Annotated in this window: 11 protein-coding genes; 3 read left to right on the forward strand and 8 right to left on the reverse strand. The window is 52.8% G+C overall.

All coding sequences use genetic code 11. From position 1 onward, the window contains the following. Positions 1-83: 83 nt before the first annotated feature. The gene (locus SH451x_RS10925; RefSeq protein WP_479362493.1) at positions 84-4,577 is read right to left on the reverse strand and encodes an ELWxxDGT repeat protein; all 4,494 of its coding nucleotides are present in this window, start codon (positions 4,575-4,577) and stop codon (positions 84-86) included. A 30-nt stretch (positions 4,578-4,607) separates the two neighbouring features. Further along, positions 4,608-7,424 carry a TIGR03032 family protein gene (locus SH451x_RS10930; RefSeq protein WP_479362494.1) on the reverse strand — a complete coding sequence of 939 codons (2,817 nt, stop codon included), beginning with the start codon at positions 7,422-7,424 and terminating at the stop codon, positions 4,608-4,610. A 698-nt stretch (positions 7,425-8,122) separates the two neighbouring features. Here SH451x_RS10930 and serB point away from each other — a divergent pair. After that, positions 8,123-9,358 (forward strand): phosphoserine phosphatase SerB, encoded by a 1,236-nt coding sequence (gene serB, locus SH451x_RS10935; RefSeq protein ID WP_479362495.1) that lies wholly within the window; start codon positions 8,123-8,125, stop codon positions 9,356-9,358. Between the two features lie 105 nt (positions 9,359-9,463). On the opposite strand, the gene SH451x_RS10940 is transcribed toward serB, so the two are convergent. Next, complete coding sequence (locus SH451x_RS10940; RefSeq protein WP_479362496.1) at positions 9,464-10,426, reverse strand: alpha/beta hydrolase; 963 nt, start codon at positions 10,424-10,426, stop codon at positions 9,464-9,466. Between the two features lie 232 nt (positions 10,427-10,658). Between SH451x_RS10940 and SH451x_RS10945 the strand changes: the two genes are divergently transcribed. Beyond that, complete coding sequence (locus SH451x_RS10945) at positions 10,659-13,964, forward strand: hypothetical protein (protein ID WP_479362497.1); 3,306 nt, start codon at positions 10,659-10,661, stop codon at positions 13,962-13,964. Here the strand turns inward: SH451x_RS10945 and SH451x_RS10950 are convergent. The 5 genes from SH451x_RS10950 to SH451x_RS10970 all read right to left on the reverse strand — a co-directional run bounded on the left by SH451x_RS10950 (position 13,954) and on the right by SH451x_RS10970 (position 20,199). Then, positions 13,954-15,042, reverse strand: coding sequence for a flotillin-like FloA family protein (locus SH451x_RS10950; protein WP_479362498.1), 1,089 nt, complete (start codon positions 15,040-15,042; stop codon positions 13,954-13,956). The genes SH451x_RS10945 and SH451x_RS10950 overlap by 11 nt on opposite strands. A gap of 96 nt (positions 15,043-15,138) precedes the next feature. Beyond that, the gene (locus SH451x_RS10955; protein WP_479362499.1) at positions 15,139-15,585 is read right to left on the reverse strand and encodes a hypothetical protein; all 447 of its coding nucleotides are present in this window, start codon (positions 15,583-15,585) and stop codon (positions 15,139-15,141) included. 39 nt (positions 15,586-15,624) lie between these two features. Next, a complete protein-coding gene (pyrF, locus tag SH451x_RS10960) occupies positions 15,625-16,527 on the reverse strand; it encodes an orotidine-5'-phosphate decarboxylase (protein WP_479362500.1) in 903 nt (300 codons plus the stop codon). 160 nt (positions 16,528-16,687) lie between these two features. Further along, complete coding sequence (locus SH451x_RS10965; RefSeq protein WP_479362501.1) at positions 16,688-19,207, reverse strand: pseudouridine synthase; 2,520 nt, start codon at positions 19,205-19,207, stop codon at positions 16,688-16,690. A 257-nt stretch (positions 19,208-19,464) separates the two neighbouring features. Further along, positions 19,465-20,199, reverse strand: coding sequence for a lysophospholipid acyltransferase family protein (locus SH451x_RS10970; protein ID WP_479362502.1), 735 nt, complete (start codon positions 20,197-20,199; stop codon positions 19,465-19,467). 301 nt (positions 20,200-20,500) lie between these two features. Between SH451x_RS10970 and SH451x_RS10975 the strand changes: the two genes are divergently transcribed. Beyond that, on the forward strand, positions 20,501-21,274 hold the full coding sequence (locus SH451x_RS10975) for a sulfite exporter TauE/SafE family protein (protein WP_479362503.1): 774 nt from the start codon (positions 20,501-20,503) through the stop codon (positions 21,272-21,274). Positions 21,275-21,276: the final 2 nt, after the last annotated feature.

Raw genomic sequence — 21,276 nt, forward strand, 5'->3', positions numbered from 1 at the left:
AACTCAAAGAGCGTGTGATTCGTAACATTCGTGGTTTATCGTTAATTCATTCCTACTTTGGGGCCATCTTCTTGTTCGTGGTGCTAAACATCATCATTGCGAATCAAACCAACCGCATGAGCATTTGAAATCGTCACTCCAACACTTGGGTTGGCAAGGGAAATGATGAAGCGTTCGTTTGCTTCTACCGTCGAGTCGCCGCGTACGTAGACGATGATCGTTCTGCTGGTCTGGCCTGGGGTAAAGGTCACTTGACCGCTGGGCAAGACGTTCCCTACAAAGTCGTTTGTGTGAACAGGATTCGCCCCGCCGCCTCGTACACTGTAATTGACAGTTGTTGTGCCCGTAAGCAATCCAGTTCGCGTCACCAAGAACGTAAACTGAGTCAGTCCGGCGTTGCCTTCCAATTGGCTTGCATTCAGCGGAGCGATCGCTAGCGTCGAATCATCGTTGCGAATCCTTCCGACAGCATGCGCAGCCGTAATCGTCGCTCCGGCGCTTGGGTTGGACAGCGAAATAATAAAGCCTTCGTTCAACTCCTCAAGCGCATCGCCTCGAACCGGAATCGTAACTACGATGCTCGACACCCCTGGCCGCATTGCCACTTGGCCATTAGGTAATGTACCACCGAAATCAGCGGCGTCGGCAGGGTTCGCCCCTGCTCCTCGTACGGCATAATTGACCGTGGTCCAACCCGTAAGAGCTCCCGACCTGGTCACGGTAAACGTAAACGCTGTATTTCCACCGTTCCCTTCTGCTTTATCAGCGCTCGTCGCTGCTATGGCCAGCGTCGAATCGTCGTTGCGAATTCTTCCGACAGCATGCGCAGCAGTAATAGTAGCTCCGGCGCTTGGATTAGAAAGTGAAATAATGAAACCTTCGTTGGCTTCGACCTCCAGATCACCGCTAACTAGAATGGTAACGACAGCGCTTGCAAGTCCAGGCCGCAGAGCGATTTGGCCAGCGGGCAAGCTGCCACCGAAGTCCGCCGCATTAGCCGGATTCGCACCAGCACCCCGAACGGCATAGTTAACGGTCGTCCAGCCAGTGAGAGCTCCGGTGCGAGTTACGGTAAAGGTAAACGCTTTATTGCCAGAATTGCCTTCGGTCTTGTCAGCACTTGTCGGAGCAATTGCCAGTGCGGAATCATCATTGCGGATCAAACCATTGGCAGTCGCTGTCGTGATGGTCGCTCCACCACTAGCACCCGACAACGTTACCCGAAAGCCTTCGTCTGATTCAACCGTTGTATCACCGCGAACTGGAATTGTGATCACCCGAGACGCTTGCCCTGCTGCAAACGTCACAGTGCCACTTGGAAATACATTGCCTGCAAAGTCATTGGCTGTTGCAGCGTTCGCTCCGACACCCGTCACTGCATAATTGACAGTAGTTGCACCCGTAAGCGAAGCGCTGCGCGTTACAGTAAACGTAAACGCGGTTGTTCCCGTATTGCCTTCGTTCTTGTTCGCACTGGTGGCTGCGATGGCAAGAGATGTTGGCAATGGCGCTGTATCATCATTGCGGATGACGCCATTGGCAGCGGCAGTTGTGATGTTCGCTCCACCGCTTGCGCCCGAGAGCGTCACTTTGAAAGTCTCATTGGGTTCAACGGTTGTATCACCCCGAACAGGGATCGAAATTATGCGAGACGCTTGGCCTGCCGCAAAGGTCATTGTACCACTGGGGAACGCGTTACCCACAAAGTCGTTCGCGGCCGCAGCGCTTCCTCCAACACCCGTTACCGCATAATTTACAGTCGTTGCGCCCGAGAGCGAACCGCTACGCGTGACCGTGAACGTAAACGCGGTCGTTCCCGACTGCCCTTCATTTTTATCAGCACTTGTTGCAGCGATTGCTAGTGACGTTGGGGGTGTCGAGCCCGGGGCGACATAGAGTTCTGTTCCCGATTGAGCCGTGGTTGCCGTAAGGAACAACGTGCTGCCAACTGCGATGACCGGAGTTAGGTCACTGCTAAGCGGACCTGGTTCGAAGTCCTGCACGAAGACAGTTCCCGCTGTCGTGCCGTTGCTCTTCCATAGCTCAAAACCGTGGCTCACTGTTTTTGGTGAAAAGTACAAGGTTCCGTTGGCATTCACCATGAATTGAAAGTCAACGGAAGAAAAGTCATCAAAAGCATCGAACTGTTTGACGAGCACGGTTCCCGCAGCGGTACCATTGCTTCGCCACAAGGCACCCGCGTCACTGGTGTCAACGTTTTCATTGGTCGTGAACATCAGCAAGTTGTTGACAACGACGAGTCTCTCCGGGTTGAGCGGTGCCTCCGGCGATTCAGGGTCAGTCGACTCGGGATCCGTGACCAGCACTGTTCCCGCTTCGGTCCCGTCGGACTTCCACAACGTTTGAGCCGAGCCACCGAACGAGGCTGAGAAATAGAGGGTTCCGTTGAAGTTCGTCAGATCTCGCGGAAGAAAACCAATGCTCGTTTCGTTCACTTGAATCGTCCCAGCAGTCGTACCATTAGACTTCCACAACTGTTCGTTGAAGCCACCTTCTTCTTCTTCAGCCACAAAGTAAAGCGTGTCGCCGACAACGGTGAGTTGGCTGGGGTATGATGAACTCGATCCCGAGGCGATGTCTTTTACTAGGACGGTTCCGGCTGCGGTACCATTGGATTTCCATATCTCTTGGCCGTTTGCGCCGTCGTTGGCCATGAAGAATAGGTCGGTCCCAAGGCTGGCGAAATTTCTTGGTGAGGAGCCACCACTGCCGGGCCGAATGTCTTTCACGAGGAATGTTCCGGCCTCCGTTCCGTTGCTTCTCCACAACTCGGGTCCATTTGTGCCATCGTTAGCCGTGAAGTAGAGAATTCCATTGTGATTGAACATAGCGCTCGGACTGGAAAACAAATTGCCCGGTCGAATGTCTTTGACCAGGACTGTTCCAGCGGTTGTCCCAATCGTCTTCCACAATTCAATACCATTGGTTGAGTCAAATGCAGTAAAGAAAAGCTCGTTGCCGACTACTGTCAGGTTTGATGGAGATGAACTTGAAGCGCCTGGACTGATATCTTTGACTAGGACTGTGCCACCCTCAGTTCCATTACTTTTCCATAGCTCGGTACCCGACGTTCCGTCGTTGGCGGAGAAGAACAGTGCGCCTGCAAAGTTCGTCAGGACTCTGGGTCTCGATCCAATGGTTCCCTCGCGAATGTTTCTAACTTCAACGGTTCCGGCTGTTGTTCCATTCGACTTCCACAACTCTGTTCCATTGGTACCGCGTCCATTGAAAAACAATGTGCCATTGACGTTTGCCAGCACAGGCGAGTCGGTATTCGAACCGATGATCATATTGACCAGACGCACCGTACCGGCATTCGTGCCGTCGCTTTTCCAGAGATCCAGGCCACTTGCTCCAACGAAGTACAGTGTTCCGTTGACATTGGTCAGGCTGTCAGGACCAAAAACGCCTGTATCAATATCCTTCAGCAAAACTGTGCCTGCCGCAGTGCCATTACTCTTCCACACATTCGTACCTGCAATTCCATCATTTGCGGTGAAATACAGCGTATTGCCCACTTGCGTAAGCGACCGCGGTCCCGAACTGTCTGGGCCAGGCAAGATGTCTTTCACCTCGACAGTCCCGGCGCTGGTCCCATCGCTTTTCCACAACTCTGAGAATCCTGCTGAGCTTAGAAAAGTGAAAAAGAGTGTCGAACCAACAACTTCCAATTCTTCGAATCGGAAGTTCGCACCGACCGCGGAAAGTTCGCGAACCAGAGTCGTGCCGCCAGACGTCCCGCTACTTTTCCATAAACTCACCCCGCCCGACTCGTCTCCAATTGCGAACATAACGATCCCGTTAACGTTGCCCATAATGGCGATACGACTATCAGCTGGCCCTGGAGTAATGTCTTTCACAAGTACTGTTCCGGCACTCGTCCCATTACTTTTCCAGAGTTCGCGACCATTGATGCCATCAGGGCCATCGTCTGCGCTGAAGAAGAGCGTTCCGCTGACATTGGTAAGTCCTGCCGGACCAGAGCTCGACGATCCGGGGGCAATATCCTTCACCATCACGGTACCGGCGACGGTTCCGTTGCTTTTCCATAATTCAGTACCTGTCCCGGACGTTTCAGCACTGAAGAAGAGCGTACCATTGAAATCGACCATGCTGGTGAAACGCGAAACACCAGTCAGTAGCTTAAACGTGCCCGACGCTGTTCCATCGCTTCGCCACAAATCTCGACTACTACTCGACGTAGTCCCCGTTTCGTTTTCTGTCAGAAAGAACAGTCGAGAGCCGACAGGCGTCAATCGCGATGGATTGGACCCCTCGCTTCCGACCAGCAAGTCCTTGACCAGCAATGTGCCAGCTGACGTGCCATTGCTCTTCCACAACTCACGCCCGTGTGCAGGAGTATCCGCAGTGAAATAAGCGGTGCTACCAATCGACACGATCTCTTCAGGTAGCGATCCAACAGACTCAGGTCGCTGATTGATGTCGATCAAGTTAAAATCGTTGACCAATAAACGCCGCTTCTCAAGCTTTTCAATGGACAGCCTTCGTCGAGCGTTTCGACTTTTTTTGCGGAGAACTTTGTGTCGATTAAACATGAGTGCGTTAAAGTCCTGATGTAAAAGAAACTAGACTCGAAAACACCAGCGTTTCAGCACTTCTTCGTAAGCCAAAACGTCAGTTTGATTTTCGTATAAAACGCTGCTTGTTTCGCGAATGGCCCGTCGAACTTCATTCCCGAAAGTCGAATCAGTCGCGATGCGGACCGACAGTTCGACATATTCTTGAGGGTTTTTTGCTACCATCAAATCGAGCTTCATTCTTTGATACATGGCGTACGTTAACCGTCCTCGCAGATATTTTCCAGGCAACGTGACCACCGGCGTTCCGACCGCGATCGCTTCGTAAGTAGTGTTGCCGCCGCAGAAGGGGAATGGATCGAGCATCACATCGGCAACGTTCAGCAAGTGCAAGAATTCGTTGCGTGGCTGCGATGGCACAAAACGCACTCGGCGCTCACCGCCTGGTAAAATGCGATTCCAACGCGAAACTAGCGCCGCATTCCAATGTGGATTCGAGCTGGAAATCACGGCCAGATCGCCTTGCGGGTCTTGCTCAAGGATACCACTGAGAACTTCGTCGTATCCAGGATGGAATTTAAAAAGCGTCTGCGGGCATAAATAGACGCGGCGAGCAGGATCGAGCGCAAAGGATGTCTTGTCGCGCGGCTTACCTGCCAACTCGGTCGACGGATAGTAGACACCCATCGTTGGTAGACGCACTAACTGCTCGCTGTAGTGCGATTCTGCGTCCTCAGGTTCAGCCAAATCGCTTGAAATGAAGTAATCGATTGCAGGGCTGCCCGTAGTGTCGGGATGTCCCCAAGTCACGGCTTGGATCGGAGCCATTCGTGAGTAACACAGACTTTGAGTCAAGCTGTCCATTCCCACATCGGTAAAAATCAGAATGTCCAGTTCTAGCGCAGCGATCGCCTTTCTCGCCTCAACCGGATCGCGTGGCACTTTTACAAAATTGTCGGCCGCCTTGCGATACCTTGTCGAGTAGTCATCACCATGAGATCGCAGCGAAATAACGGTTACTTCAAAGTCATCGCGTGATAACCGTTCGATGACTCCAAGGTTCAATCTACCGATCGTATGGTTACAAAAGTAGGACGATACGAAGCCCACTCGGATACGTTTTCCCTTCGGTTTGTGACTACTCTCTTTTGCCGATGCACAGCATTCGACGCCGCGGTAAACCTTGCTCAAGCCTTCCATCAAAAGGCGATCGTTCTCGCCTTGATATGCAAAGAAGAAACTGGTTGGAATCGTGCTGGATGCAGTGTCGATTTGAAGTCCGCTATCTGTCAAATCGCGGATTCGACCCGAGAGTCGCTCACGCCAATACTGCACTTGATCTACCGAATCGTAAATGATCGGCAATATCTGAGCCCCAAGTACAAAGTTTATGGGATGGGGTGAGGCTTGTTGTGCTAGCTCGAAATGGTGCAGAGCTCGGTGAGGCTGGTTCTGCGTCGAATACAAAACTCCGAGGTTTTGGTGCGCTGGGCTACTGAGCGGATCAAGCTGGACTGCCTGTAGATAGCACGCCATGGCGGCAGCCGAGTCGTCCAAGTCTTGATTCAAGTTCCCAAGACTAGTGAGCAACTGGGCAGTCGGTGGCCCCGATTGCATTGCAAGTCGATAGCACCGGAGTGCTTCTTGCAAATCGCCGCGGCCATGAGCTCGGACGCCCTCCTGAGCAACCGCTTGCTGATCGACTGGGGGTTGCTGATCGGCAGGTGCACTGGCAGTGAAACCGAATTGCGGTTCAAGCTGGGATTCAAGTGGAGAAGAAGCTATTTGGCTGGGGACTACCCAAATTTCGCTTTCCGTCGACTCGGTCAAGACAGGCCCACATAGCTTTGGATTGCGTGCGCCCGGGATCGCTTCGACGGCAAAGATTTCTTCAACGCCCGAGTGGAATTGTAGAGTGGCGATCGTGCGACCAGTCGCAAGCTCGATTACTCCGACGCCGCACCGAAGCTCGTCACTATATTCGCCGATTGGCAAGCCACCGAAGATGTTTGTTTCGCGGATCTTCGAAAGGCCAACGAATGCATACCCGCCGTGAATTGCAAGGCCTCGGGTGTAACCTGGAAGCTTTGCTATCGGTTCGATATTGCCGGTGAGGCGATCGACTTTGGAAATGTTGCCAAGCCCTGAATTGCAAAAGTAAAGTTGACTTCCAAAGATCCGCGGCGAATGAGGCATACATAGACCGCGAGCGATCGTTCGGCCGCTAGGCACGTCGATAATTGCGCCACCGCTGACTTTATTCGCACGCCAGCCAGCAGGTTCGTCGGTTTCGCCAAGCACCGTAACGTAGCGAGGCTCGCCCGACTCCATGGCTAAGCCATTCAAATGACATCGATCCTGATCAATCAGTTTTGAAATAAAGGGCGGACGCCACCGCGGCACAAAGTTGTACTGGGTACTGAGCGTACAGAGTGAGGAGAAAAGCGTGTTTACGACCCACAACCCCTCGGTGCCCCAAGCTAAATCATGAACGTGAATGCTGCCGGTGGTAAATGACGTGCGTGCCAACCAGCACCGGTCATGCGTTCCCTCAGGAGCGATCTGCGGTGCGAACTCGTGCGAAGAATTCAGGAAGCAAACTTGCCTCCGCATCCCAACCGCCAATTGAGTCGGACTCACTGCGACGCCCATGACTTGATCGAAGCTATGGAAGGCGAAAGTCAATTGACCCGCATGGCTACCGATCACCAGCAGCTTACCGGCTTGGTAAGTCGAGACGAGTAAGCTCATCTGCAACTGCTCTAGCACGGTCGCAAAGTTCGAAGAGTGCTCGTATCTTACCTCTTGTTGCTTCACGTTTGCTTCAGCAACTAGGACGTCGTTCTGATCAGGCTTAAGCTGCACGCGAAACTTGCTCTCAGTAATCTACAGGTGAGACGGGGCGACGTTGAGTTTGCGGATTATCATAACTTTCCCAAGCATCGAATGTGCTAGAAAATCATCCTCTTGAAAAACTTATTCAAAACTTCTGCCGATCGCATTTTGAGCTAAAAATGCAGGGTCGCTGGAGGAACGGGTCCCTTCGTTGAGTCGTTTGCGCAAACCGATGTGCTTGATTGTGCAGAGACAATCTATTATTAGGCGTAATTCGATTGCGCACGGGATCACTAATAATGTTGGAATCTCGGAGCAATTTTGAAGAAAGCACTTTTGTAAGGGGCTCAGCAAGGCTTTTCCCTGCTATCTACTCTGAACCCGTGGCCGATTCTGGCTCGTTTCGCTTCGAAGCCCGGGTAGTGGAATGCATTGCCGTTTCGTGACGAACACTGCTTTGCAAGCCCGAAGCCGGTTAAGCGCATCGTGGCTGGCTTCGCCTAGAAGCCGGGGTCGTGTTGGGGAGGTTTGCTGTTTCGCTACGAGCACTGCTGGGCAAGCCAGCAGTGGCACCCTTTTCAGGAGCCACATGGGAAAGAAATCGCACCCAGATTCAACCGCGCTGTTGGCGAACGCAGCAATGGAAAAACGTAACTGCGCATATTCTATCAGTGATCGGTTCCTCGAATGGGCTCGAAAGATCGCGGATTATCGTTACGATACTCGTTATGAGTAACGCAATCTCCAATGCTGTCGACACCTTCGTTTTGCTACATTTTACCGGCGATGACCGGCCTGGAATCACCGCGGGCCTATCGGAACTTTTAGCGACCTTCGACTGCTCGATAATCGACGTAAATCAAGCTGTAATTCATCAGTCGCTGCTGCTGGGGTTGCTTGTACGGATTCCGTCAAATCAAGACGCAGAGCAAGTGATCCTTCAGGCCCAAGTACGCGGTCACGAGTTGGGGCTGAAATGCAAACACAAATCGGTTTCGGAAAAAGATTACGACGACTGGGTAGGCCGGCAGGGGAAATCGCGATTTATCTTAACAATGCTCAGTCGCGCGATTACCGCGAAACAGTTCCATGCGGTCAGCCAAATGCTGGCTGCACAAGGTCTGAACATCGATGTAATCACTCGTCTATCTGGCCGCCCGCCCCGATCTGGAGTCCATAAATTAACGCGAGCATGTGTCGAGTTTTCGCTACGCGGTGAGCCGCGGGATACCAATCAGCTAAAAGCAAGTTTGCTTGAACTCTCAAGCCAGCTGAATCTCGATTTGGCTTGGCAGCGCGACGACGCTTATCGTCGCATACGGCGTGTCGTCGCTTTAGACATGGATTCGACTTTGTTGCAGGCTGAAGTCATCGATGAACTTGCCAAAGAAGCTGGCGTCGGTGAACAAGTCATCTCGATAACCGAAGCGGCCATGCGCGGCGAGATTGACTTTGATGAATCGTTGCGAACGCGTGTCCAACTGCTTGCTGGGCTTTCCGCAGACGTCCTGCCGAAGATTGCGGCGCGTTTAGAACTGACTGAAGGAGCCGAGTTGCTGCTGACAACCCTGCGTCGGTTCGGCTATCGTACAGCGATCATTTCCGGGGGTTTTACTTACTTCGGCAACTACTTACAGCAGAAATTGGCTATTGATCACGTCTACGCAAACGAACTCGAAATTGTCGACGGCAAGCTCACGGGACGCGTTCTTGGGCAGATTGTGAACGCGCAACGTAAAGCCGCTTTGCTCGAACAACTCGCATTCGACGAGGGCGTTGATCGTAAACAACTTATTGCGATTGGCGATGGTGCCAACGATCTGCCTATGCTAGCTCGAGCTGGGCTGGGGATTGCTTTTCACGCTAAACCACTTGTACGTCAATCCGCCGAGCATCGAGTTTCTACGATGGGACTCGACGCAGTTCTCTATCTTCTCGGGGTTCGCGATCGCGATTTGAACTAAGGGTACATCCGTGGCCAAGGCGAGGGTCGACCAAGCCTAGTTTGTCGATAGCTAGTTCGCCATGCATGTTTCCATGGAAAGTACCGGTGCACTTAGAGTGCCTGTTCAAGGCCGGTTGTAAGATCGTTCCGCTTCGTCGTTAGGATCGGTAGACGTTCCATGGTCTCGCCATAACCAACGCATCATCTCGGGCAGCATGGCACCTCCTTGCTTGCTTCCATGCAGGCCAATGCCCCAAGAATAGTTGATGTCGTAACCTTTTTCAGTCATCGCTTCTACCATGCGGACGTTCTGTTTGTACCAATCCCACGTCTCGTCATAGCGACCTCCGCGCCGTTGGCCGCGATTGTCGTTGCGTCCATCTTGGAAGAACATTCGAATATCCTTTTTTTCCGATTCGCGAATAATATCAGGGTATGCATGGCCGCCGCGGATGTTTGTAAAACTCCCGACGATACTCAAAACTTTGTGGAACTGATCGGGGCGTTGCCAAGCAACAGTGAAGGCAGCTATTGCGCCTGAGCTCGCACCGCCAACTCCGTGTCGCTTGGCGTCTTTTGAAATATTGTATTTCGAATAAAGTACTGGTAGAAGTTCATTGACTATCACTCGTGCGTACTTGTCATCCAAGCTATTGTATTCGGTTGGACGATTCGTGGCTCGATCACCCCAATCGCTTGGTGTCGGCTCCGGCTGCTCAGGTGTACGCCCTGGATTGATAAAGACGCCGATCATCACTGGAATCTCGCGTCGGAATATCAAATTATCCATGACGTTCTGTGCGCGGATGGCACCGTTTTCGTCTTTAAAAGCTTGTCCATCGTTGAAGATCATCAAGCTCGCTTCAACATCAGGTTTGTATTGAGCGGGCACGTAGACCCAGTAGGTGTGCTGTGTACCCGGATAAGCTTCACTGGGTAAAACTTCTGGGCCAAAAATTTCACCTTTCGGAACGCCTTCTTGCGCGAGTGAGTCTGGACCAAGCTTGTAGAAATCGTCTAGCCCTTGGCCGAACAGGAACGTTGGCGTAGCGAGAAGCGTTGCCAAGGTTAAAAGTCGTAACAACATGGATGTACTCCAATCGAGAGGATAGAGGTAGGCAGGAGCGCTGACGCGATCATTTCTGGTGAGAGCAAGATTGTAATCAAAACTGCAGGACGTTGTCTTATGCTTGCAAAACTCGCCGTCGGATCATTGCAAATTGTCGAAATGTGTTGACTTAGCTGTCGTAGGGCTAGCGAAACTTGGCCTTCTTGTGCTATCAGCATGAAAAGATTGACCTGTCTACTTGGAAACAGCCATGTTCGCCCACTTCCAATTCACCCGATGTGTACAAACATTCCTTTTCATGCTCGCAACCGCTGCGGTGTATGGCGAGGGAGTTCCGTGGACGGTTGGCCCGAATGAATGCAAAGATGCCACGCTGCGCGACAGCGTTGCGGCGTCAGTCGATCGCATTTGGGCTGTTGGAGATCGAGGGTTGGTTATGGCCAGCCGCGATGGTGGTCGTACCTGGACGCAACCCGAACTTACTTCTGGCGTTAATTTGACGGGAGTTGCATTTGCCAATTCCCAGCGTGGTTGGATTGTAGGCGGATTTGCATGGCCCCTCACAGGCCGCAGCGATGGCACTGTTCTACGGACCACAGATGGTGGTGAATACTGGAAAGCGGTCGAAGGACACGGACTCAGCCATTTGTCAGGTGTTCAAGTTCTTGGCGAATTGGATGTTATGGCTTGGGGCGACTGGTCAAATGTGCACCAGAGTTCTCTATTTGAGAGCCACGATGGCGGTGAAACTTTTGTCGCCCGGCCCGTCCCCTGTTCTCATTTAACTTGTTCGGCATGGTTGAATCCAGTCCAAGGTGTAATTGTCGATAGGCTGTCCAGGGTGTTTGTCTGCTCCGACGGTCGCACCTTTGAGCAACTCAATCTCCCTTCGACGCCGACGTCACCCATTCTTGACGCCGCGAGCGACGGAACTTCAATATGGCTCGTCGGAGCAGATTGCCAGATCTACCGTTCTCGCAATCTCCAGACTTGGGAACGAATTAAGTTGGCAGTCGCGGCTGAAGACGCAGAGATTTTAGACCTGCACTCGATCACCATTAAAGACAATCATGTTTGGATCAGTACAAACTTGCCCGGCACGTTGTTGTCTAGTGTCGACGGCAAGAGCTTTTCCGTACACCATACAGGCTGTCCGGTTCCGTTGAAAACCGTGTGCGCGGTAACATCCGAACATGCGGTTGCTTACGGAGAAATGTGCAATATCGTTGAAACAAGGAATGCGGGACAGGGGTGGTGGATGAAGCATCAGCTTGGTCAACGGCAAGCAATGCTGGCGGTAGTTGCCAGAATATCTGACTTACCAATTGATGCCTTGGTTCATGACGCGCTCGCTGAGATGAAGCATGTGGCCGCGTTAGTCGTGCACTCGCAAAACAACGATCTCAAAGCGGATGTCTGGACAGACGACGAGACTCGTGCGAGCGAAATAGCAGCGACCGTTAACGCGTCAAAGATTGAAACGTTAAGTGACTTTCCCATTGGGAACTTGCGTGGAACTAGCCCACGATCATTGGACCTTGCTGGCTATAGTCGCCTCGGCAATCAACCCTCGAATGTCGAAAAACGGCTAGTTGTAGCAATAAGAACCAGTAGGCCCGACATTATCGTGATGAACTCTGATAGCGATCCGATCTCAACCGCTTGCAATGTTGCGATACTGGAAGCTATCCAGTTAGCCGCCGTCGACAGCTATTCTCCGTTTGTTGCTGAGTCCGAGTTTGAATTGCCAGCATGGAAAGTGCAACGCATTATCCGAAGATCACCACGCCGCGCTTCGAATTCGTTGGCTGATTGGACGGTTGAGGCAACTGAATTGTTAGGCAGCTCGGGGCTCACGGTGGCCGACCGCGTGAGGATAGCAGCGGCGTTAGTAACAAGCACCCGTGGCATCGATGAACTCTTCGATCTAGATGCGATGCCGACAAAGGCGACCAGAGAAGTGCCTGCATCGGGGCTACTCTGGAACAATATTTGTCTCTACGGCGATTACTGGGGAACACGTGGCGGTAAGCGGCCTGTGTCCCAGGCGTCTAGCTACTATGCTGGTCTGCCGGTTGACCCTGCATCGCAACGAACAATTGGTCACAGCAAGTTGCGAAACCTTCAATTGTTGGGTGCGTTCCTTAAGCAGCAACAAGCCTTCGACGTACTGTCTAACGCTGATCTTTCAACGCAGACGCAACGCGAGAAATGGCTAATGGAGCTTTCCAATCATAGCGGCTCGCTCGCTTCCGATGACCGATCACGATTGCTCCTTGAGTTAGGGATTGTAAGTTTGAGGCGAGGTGACCTCTTTGCGTGGCGGAAAAGCCACGACTATCTCATGCTGGAGCCGAAAGCAACAGTTTGGAAAGAGATAGGCTCCAAGATTGCTATCCAGTTTGCTGTTAGTGGCGAGCTAGAACATGCCTTTGGGGCTGGCTATCGTGAAGCGATGGAGGCTGCTCCTCTAAAACTTGTGTCCGCTTCTTCACCGACAAAGCAGTCGAATGTGCAACCCGCCGCATTTGTGAGTCCTTTTGAGCAGGTAAAAAATCGAACGGATTCGTCGCCCAAAGTCAACGTCGTCAATGCAGAGTACGTCTCGAACTCAAGCGAAACAAATCTAGCAGAAGCCCCGCTTCCTGGGTTCGGTATTGCACCCGAAGTGTTTGAGAAGCAGGGGACAATTTCCGTCATTAATAGGCTCGATCTGCGAACCATGCTGGTAACAAACTCGCTGAATCGCCGTCGAGCAGGCGCTAAAGATTCGTACGAGACCCCGCTGCGTTCAATAGCTTCGAGTAAAGGATTGTTAGGTTGGGAGCAACTTGTCAATCGAGAGTATCCGAGTTTGAATCAGCCTAACGGATTGTCCGATGCGAAAAAAATGGCAGGCAATCCTTCAAAGATAAACTCGCCGCTGAACGCCATCTTTACGTTGCAACGTCCGACCCTGGATGGAAAGCTTGACGAGCCGTTCTGGGAGATTGATAAAGCTGTTAAACTTGAATCGCCTTGGCCAGAGGATTTTGACCAAGCCACACTAGTATTCTTTGCGTGCGACAACGACTTTATCTATGTTGCAATGCGTTGTCCGACCAAGCACGACGGCGATTCGAAGGTGGCGAGCATTGCAAGTCTCGGAAAAGCGAAAACTCGCAGCCGTGACGCGGATGTACGAGAGCAAGATCATGTGCGGATGAGGCTCGATATTGATCGAGACTATTTAACCTACTTTGAACTAGCAGTCAGCCAATCAGGCGATACCTATGACCGGCTAAATTTTATCTCCAAATGGGATCCTAAATGGTATGTCGCAAATCAACAGTTCGCCGACCATTGGGTAGCGGAGATTGCCATTCCTCGGAATTCGTTGTTCCAGGAGCGTCATCCTGAATCAGTGACCGACGAAGTGATCGCAGTCAATCTTCATCGCTCAATGCCAGGAATTGGAGTGCAAAACAGTCAGTTGCTTCCGTGTGATGCAATGCTTCCACAATCGTCGCAATTGTTATACATTCCGGCACATGATGCGGCTGGAGCTAGCGATTAAAAGGGATTGCAAATCGCTTTGCGTTTTCGGTGGCGATAGTGGCTTCCGTGACGGCCTTCTTGGGACGCGCAAAACTGCCGGTAGTGAACGAGGCTGCAAGCGCCGATTGGACGTCAGCTTCCGCTAACACAAGATTGCCCCTCATCTCGGCCACTCGAGCTTTCATCTGTTGTTGATCCGCCATTGCATTCGCGAGCCTACGCTCTGCTAACGCTTGAGCGGCACGAACATCAGCTTCCGCTTGCTCAATCTGCAAACGTGCTCCGATGTTCTTTCCAACGTTGATACTTGCGATATCAATAGAGACGATATGATAAATCGTGTTAACATCCAATCCGCGACTAAGCAGCCCCTTCGATATTTCATCGGGGCTAACTAGCACTTGCATATGAGTGTCCGCCGAACCCACGGTGCTGATGATTCCCTGTCCGACACGTGCAATAATCGTATCGTCCGTAGCACCGCCCAGCAGTTGTTTGAGGTTAGCTCGGACTGTAACGCGAGCATGAACACAAAGCTCCACTCCGTCTTTAGCAATGGCGCTGATCGTCGCGCTGTCGCTTGTGTTCTGAGGCGGACAATCAATGACCTTCGGAAGGACGCTCGTTCGGATTGCATCTAAGACGTCACGCCCCGCTAGGTCAATCGCCGATGCGCTATCAAAATCGCAATTGATGCCAGCTCGATTCGCGATAATAATTGCTTGTACAACGTCGACGACATTTCCACCAGCTAGGACGTGTGCCTCAAGTCCAGCTGTTGTTATGCCGTGCTCCGCCCCAATATCAAGTCCCGCCTGCGCAAGCGTTATTTTCGCTCGCACAATCACTCGGGGGTCGACTTGACGAAAGCTCATGCCAACGAGGCTCAGCATACTAACATCTGCGTTGGACATGTAAGCTTGCAGCCACAATCCGCCGAAGAAGTACGCTAAGGCAAAAATGACCAGATTGACGACCAGCAGGACTGCGCCAACGATCAGCAGCAACGGCCCGGTCAGGTCAGAAACGGGGAAGCTGTTCGAAACGAGTGAGAAGAGTTGATCTAGCATCGTGCGACGCTCAGATCCGCGTCGCATGCATTCTCAGTTTGTTGTAGATCAAAATTGATACTAATTAGACTTCCCATCGGCTAGGGTAACTTTCGTATTAGCTGTTGGTGCTCAGTCGCGACTTCATTGCGTATTGAGGATCTCTGCCGCGGTGCTCCGCAGTTGCGCGATCTGAGCTGTTCGAGCGGGCGATTGGCTCGCGTCGCCTTTCATTTCACTCTCTAATAGCCTAGCAGCTTTTAGGGTCAGCTCGGCAGCATAGTACGAATTTGACGAGATTGATTTAGAACTATTTGCCTCGACGTCAGCGATCAACCCCGCTTTCATCTGCGGTTTTGCGCCCAATAAATCTTTGATCTCTTGATAAACCGGGTCATTGGTATAGTCGCTCGGCGTCGGCGGTGGCAATGCTGGGATTGTGATACTGTCGCTATCGACCGGCGAATCGACCGGCGAATCGACTGGCGAATCGACTGGCGAATCGGGGGCTTGCTGTGCAAAATGAGGTGCGATCATACTCGCCGTTGCTGCCACGGCGATGGTCATGATGAACAGAAATCGTTGAAGCATCTTTGACGTTCCTCTGTAGTGGAATTAACAGTTCGCTAACTAACCAAGTCGAACTCGATTGAGATCCTCTATCATGGCGATAGTTGCGGCGCGAACGTGACCGAGCCAATCGTGCCCCGTTGCAGAAGCATTGCGGTAGGCAAAGATGATGCCCCGAGAGCTGTTTACAATTGCGCCACTGCCATCAGAATTCCAAGCGAATTTGAGATCTTCACTCGAACCCCCTTGTGCACCATAGCCGGGAATCAACAACCAAGAACTGGGCATTCGCGCGCGTAGCCGTTCAAGTTCTTCGGGGTAGGTCGCTCCTACCACCGCTCCGATCGAACCAAAGGCTACGCAACCACTTTTCGCAGTTGCAAACAACCGCTCGTTCTCCGATTGGATCCAATTCGCCAGCTGGCTCGAGATGTCTTGATTGTTCCGCATGCTCTGCTGGATGAATGCACTTCCGGGGTTCGACGTTTTCACTAGAACGAATATTCCAGTTCCATGTGCATCGCATCGCTCCACATACGGTGCGAGTGTATCATCGCCGAGAAACGGATTTACCGTGAGGGCGTCAGACTTCCAAGGCGAATCGGTGCCACTCAGGTACGCTTCCGCATAGGCTTCAGCGGTACTGCCGATGTCGCCGCGTTTCGCGTCCATAACAACAAGGAGCCCGTTTTGCTGTGCGTATCGATTCACATTTCTTAGTGCGATGCAACCATCGGGGCCAAGTGCTTCGAAAAACGCGGCTTGAGGTTTAACCACGGGTACTAAACCGCTGACGGTGTCGATAATGCGGCAGCAAAACTCTTCGTAAGCGGCAGCGATTACTTCGCAGGATTTGCCGTGCACGGAACTGGGAAGCAAGTCAGCGCGGGGGTCCAACCCGACGCAAACAGCGTTACCTTTAGTCGTCACAGCGTTCGTCAGACGAGCGGCAAAGCTCTCCATGTTCCCAAATCCTCGTCGATTTCAAGTTGCAATATTCTTAAAGTCTTAAGCCTGCTGGTCTGCCAAAGTGAAGCCTGACCAGCATTTCAAAAAAGTTGGCATCGCGGAGTATCGCAATGCCATTTTGTTTTCAATAAGATCTTTAGCCTTCAAAGGCGAATTAATCGCGACCGCCACGGCTTGGCCCGCCACGACCTGGTCCGCGGCTTGGCCCACCACGGCTTGGTCCGCGACTAGGTCCACCTCGACCTGGACCACGGCTTGGCCCTGAGCTTGGGCCGCCACGGCCGGGGCCGCGCGACGGGCCACGTCCAGCGCCTCCGCCATAACCGCCACCTTGTCCGCCACCGTAACCACCGCGTGGGCCGCCTTCGGAACGCGGGCCTGCACCCGAGGGGCGACCGCCGTAGCCGCCGCTTCGCGGTCGGTCTTGGCCGTATGCTGGCCGATCGCCTGAACGCTGGTCTCCACCTGAACTGCGTCGGTCATCGCGATTTCCACCGCCGTAACGTCGTTCACCGCCACCTCCGCCGCCTTGGTCGCGTTGGCCATAACCACGATCTTGGCCGTAGCCGCCGCGATTCTGACCCTCAGGGCGTCCACCGCCGTAGCGACGCTCGCCGCCACGATCTGAATTCCGGTCACCGCCCCGATCGCCGCCGCGAGGTCCATCGCTAGGACGTTCGTAGCGAGATCGACCTTCAGGTCGACCACCGCGATCACTTGAGTTGTTTCGATCATTGCTGTACGGACGTGATGGGCGATCTCCGGATCTAGCTTGATCGCCGCGTCCGCCTTGGTAGCCGCCGCCGCGATTCTCACCGCCTTGATAACCGCCGCGGCGATCATCTCTTTGTCCATCACGTGGTTGATAGCCGCCTTCGCGACGTGGTCCTGATGGTCGCTCTGATCGCCCGCCATAACTTGGGCGGTCACCGCGAGGTGCATAGCCGCCGCGATTGCCTTCGCGTGGCCGGTCGTCTCGATTCTGAGGTCGATCGCCATAGCCACGTCCTTCACCCGAGCGAGGTCCGCGACTTTCGCTGTAGCGTGGCGGACCGCCTTCGCTGCGGCCGCCGTGACCACCGCCGTCGCGACGAGGTGGACCACTCGGGCGACGACCGTCTTGTCCTCCACGATCGTTACGCGAATCAGGACGACCGCGACTAGGTCCACGATCGCCACGAGGCGCCCGATCACGAGGATCTTGCGATTCATTGGATCGAACACGACCACTGCGTTCGTTTTGGTCTGCTCGATCAAACGAAGGAGTCCATGGCTTTTCGCCACGTGGATTCTTGCCAAAATTGCCAGAGCGGAAGTCGACGACTTTGCCCTTGCGCGTTGGTCCCGAATCGCGAACCAAGATAGCGTCGCCGCCCACTAGATCGTTTGGGGATTCGCCGTCGTCATCGTCATCATCTAGAGAAGCTAGGAGTTTACGATCTGCCGCCGTCATACCTTCTTCATCTTCTGAATCGTCATCTTCTGTATCATCTTCATCGTCGTCGTCTTCGACTTCACTGTCGAATTCATCGGGATCGCTGTCCCCGTCGCTCTCTTCCTCTTCGTCATCATGCTCGCCAGTCGCACTTGCAGCAAACTCGTCGGCTGAATCGCTATCCCAATCGTCTTCGTCATCGTCATCTTTGAGCACTGCATCCAGATCGATTTCGTCAGCATGCGTATCGCTCAAGTCATACTCTTCATCATCGTCCCAATTCGCCGCTGGAATCTGCGACGGGTCTTTGACGAAGCGAGCATCCTTGCGAACATTCTCAGGTAGGTCGGCGTCACCATATTCAGCCGAAGCATTTGAATCGCTCTCGTCATCTTCATCAATAACGGCGTTCCCTTCAGCCACGAAGGCGCCATCCATCGTGCTCTTCTTGACCTTCTTGCGATCCGGCTTCGTTGAACGCAACGTTTGAGCGCCGGCGAGCTGAAGTGCTGAGACTTCAGAACGTGTGAGTGGGCGATAGTCACTCTCCGCAAGGTTGCCAAGCTTTACTGGGCCAACTGCGACACGTTGTAGCATAACAACCTTGTGGCCCAGGCGAGCAAAGACACGTCGGATTTCGCGGTTCTTGCCTTCGCTCAGGACCATTTCGAGCTCGCTAGCTCCTTTACGAACGCGTTTGATGCGAACGTCGTCCACTCGAGCGCGACCTTCGGCAAGATAGATGCCCTTCTTAAGTTTCTCAAGCGACTCTTGGTCGATGTGGCCGACGACGACGACGCGATAAGTCTTCCGCACTCCATATTTTGGATGCGTCAGTGTTTGGGCGAGCGAACCATCATTGGTCAACAAAATCAGGCCGGTTGAATTGCGATCGAGCCGACCGATACTGAAAAGACGAGGACCTTGTGGAACCAAATCGACAACGCGTGGACGGCCTTGCGGATCGCGGTTCGTGCAGAGCACTCCGCCAGGTTTGTTGACAGCATAATAGATCGGCCGTATCGATCGGATCGCTTCGCCGTCGACCGATACCTTCGCCGTTTCAACGTCGATCTGCGTGCCTAGAACATCGCAAACTTTCCCGTTGACTTCGACCCGTCCTTGCTCGATCAGTTCGTCGACACCACGTCGGGAACCGAAACCTGCTGCTGCCAATACTTTGTTCAGTCGTTGTAGACCCGTAGCCTCACCGCTTTGCGGCTTTGAATGACGATTCATAATTCTCTATGTGTAGATGAAACAGTGTAAAATCGTACCGCTTAACTCACAGCGGTATCGGTGCTAATCCGAGTTTTGGCCGGCGTTGAAACCACACAGGGCCAAGAAAAGCTTCGTTGTTTAATGCTTCCCAGCATTAAGACACTGATCTTTTGTAAAATCCAGATCGCGAATTCCGAACATCTTATTCACATTTTTCGCGTTTTGTCAGTCCAAATTGTGATTTTTTCTCTGGCAGAACGTCAAACATGCGTCGACTAAGCGGCGACGGACGTGGTGGCGACACTGTCAGGACAATCGGTTAGCGACCGGTAAGAGAAGACGGCTTCGCTTGGATCATGCTCTGCTTCTAACTCTAAAAGCTTGTTCTCGATTCGAATGCGAAACTGCTCAGATGTTTCGTCAGGAAACGCGTGCATGGGATCGCCAAAGTAGCCATCGATTCGAGTAAATGGCATCGGTATCTGCAAACGATCCCACGCCTTTTTCAGGATCCACTTCCTCGCAGTCACTGCGACCATGGGAACGACCGCGGCCCCTGTTCGCATGCTGAGAACCGCAACGCCTTTGTGTGCGAAACCACGCGGGCCCGCCGGTCCATCGACGGCAATGCACGCCGTCTTGCCGCCCGAAACGTGTGCAACAAGTTGCTCAAGAGCCGCTAATCCGCCCTTCGACGATTTGCCTGCACGGATACCTGAACCGCGAATTGGCACAATTCCTCGCAGCTTCATGGCAGGTATAACAAATTCACCATCGGTACTGCGGGATACCATCGCAGCCGCTCCACGTTCCGCGTCCATTATCGAGGGCACTTGATGTGCGTGAAGTATTGCGTAGACGTACGTTTGGCCACTTGCCAAAATCTGCGCGCGATGGTCGTTGTGGACTCGAACGCGACACGTCCAACGGAGCACAAAAATCACTACGGCGACGGCCCAGGAGATCACAAAGGTCGATACCTTTTTCGACAATTTTCGACGTTGTTTCAAGGGTATGTTCCTGCTTACGCTATACGACTGATGATGAGTTCGTCTAGATTATCTAAAAAGTCAAAGTGCAAAGTAAAGATCAATCTGCCCTGCAATAGCCAGCCTTAATAGATTCTTCCGCCGATCCTAGTTTCGCATTCGCGATGTTTCGCGGAAATCGGTAAACTCTAGCCCGCAAGCTGGACTGTGACATAATCGCGCAAAAAGTTTCGGCATTGCACTTTTTATCCAACTCCACTGGCTTTGTGCCCACGCAAGTTGCCCACGCATGAGGGCTCGAAAAGGACACGCGTCTCGCCCGATGACCATTACATCATTTCTCGTGCTATGCCTCGCGTCGATGCTTGCCGGCATGATCAACTCGATCGCAGGTGGCGGGACACTGTTGACCTTTCCGGCGCTCGTATGGGTCCTTGGCCCGTCGGCGACTTCCCTGGTGATCGCCAACGCAACCAGCACGTCTGCACTCTTACCAGGCTCGCTTGCGTCAGCTTGGGGGTATCGCAAGAATCTGCGCGGGATGAAAAACTGGATTATGCCTTTGATGATTCCATCGTTGCTGGGAGCTGGCGTAGGAACGTGGCTCGTAGCGAAACGCGATCCAAACGAATTTCAACTGTTGATCCCCTGGCTGATTCTATTGGCAACCTTACTGTTCTTGTTACAGCCTGCCATTTCGAAATGGACCGGAATCGGCAAATCTCATGATGCCGTTTTGCCCAAGGTTCAATACCTTATCATCTGCTTCCAATTTGTCGTGTCGGTTTACGGAGGCTACTTTGGCGCGGGCATCGGAATCCTAATGCTCAGCTCCCTTGCACTCATGGGCATATCCGACATCCATCAGATGAATGGCATTAAGACCATTCTGGCATCAGCCATCAACAGTATTTCTGTCATACTGTTTGTTTGGTTCGGGATGATCAATTGGCGGCTCGCGTTCCCAATGATCGTCGCCGCGATCATTGGCGGTTATTTAGGGGCGCGAACGGCGCGGCGCTTTGACAAGAACTTGGTTAGGTACGCTGTCATTGCCATCGGATTTGCACTTTCAGCGTATTACTTTATGCGATGAAG

It is taken from the genome of Njordella aestuarii, from assembly GCF_056494165.1.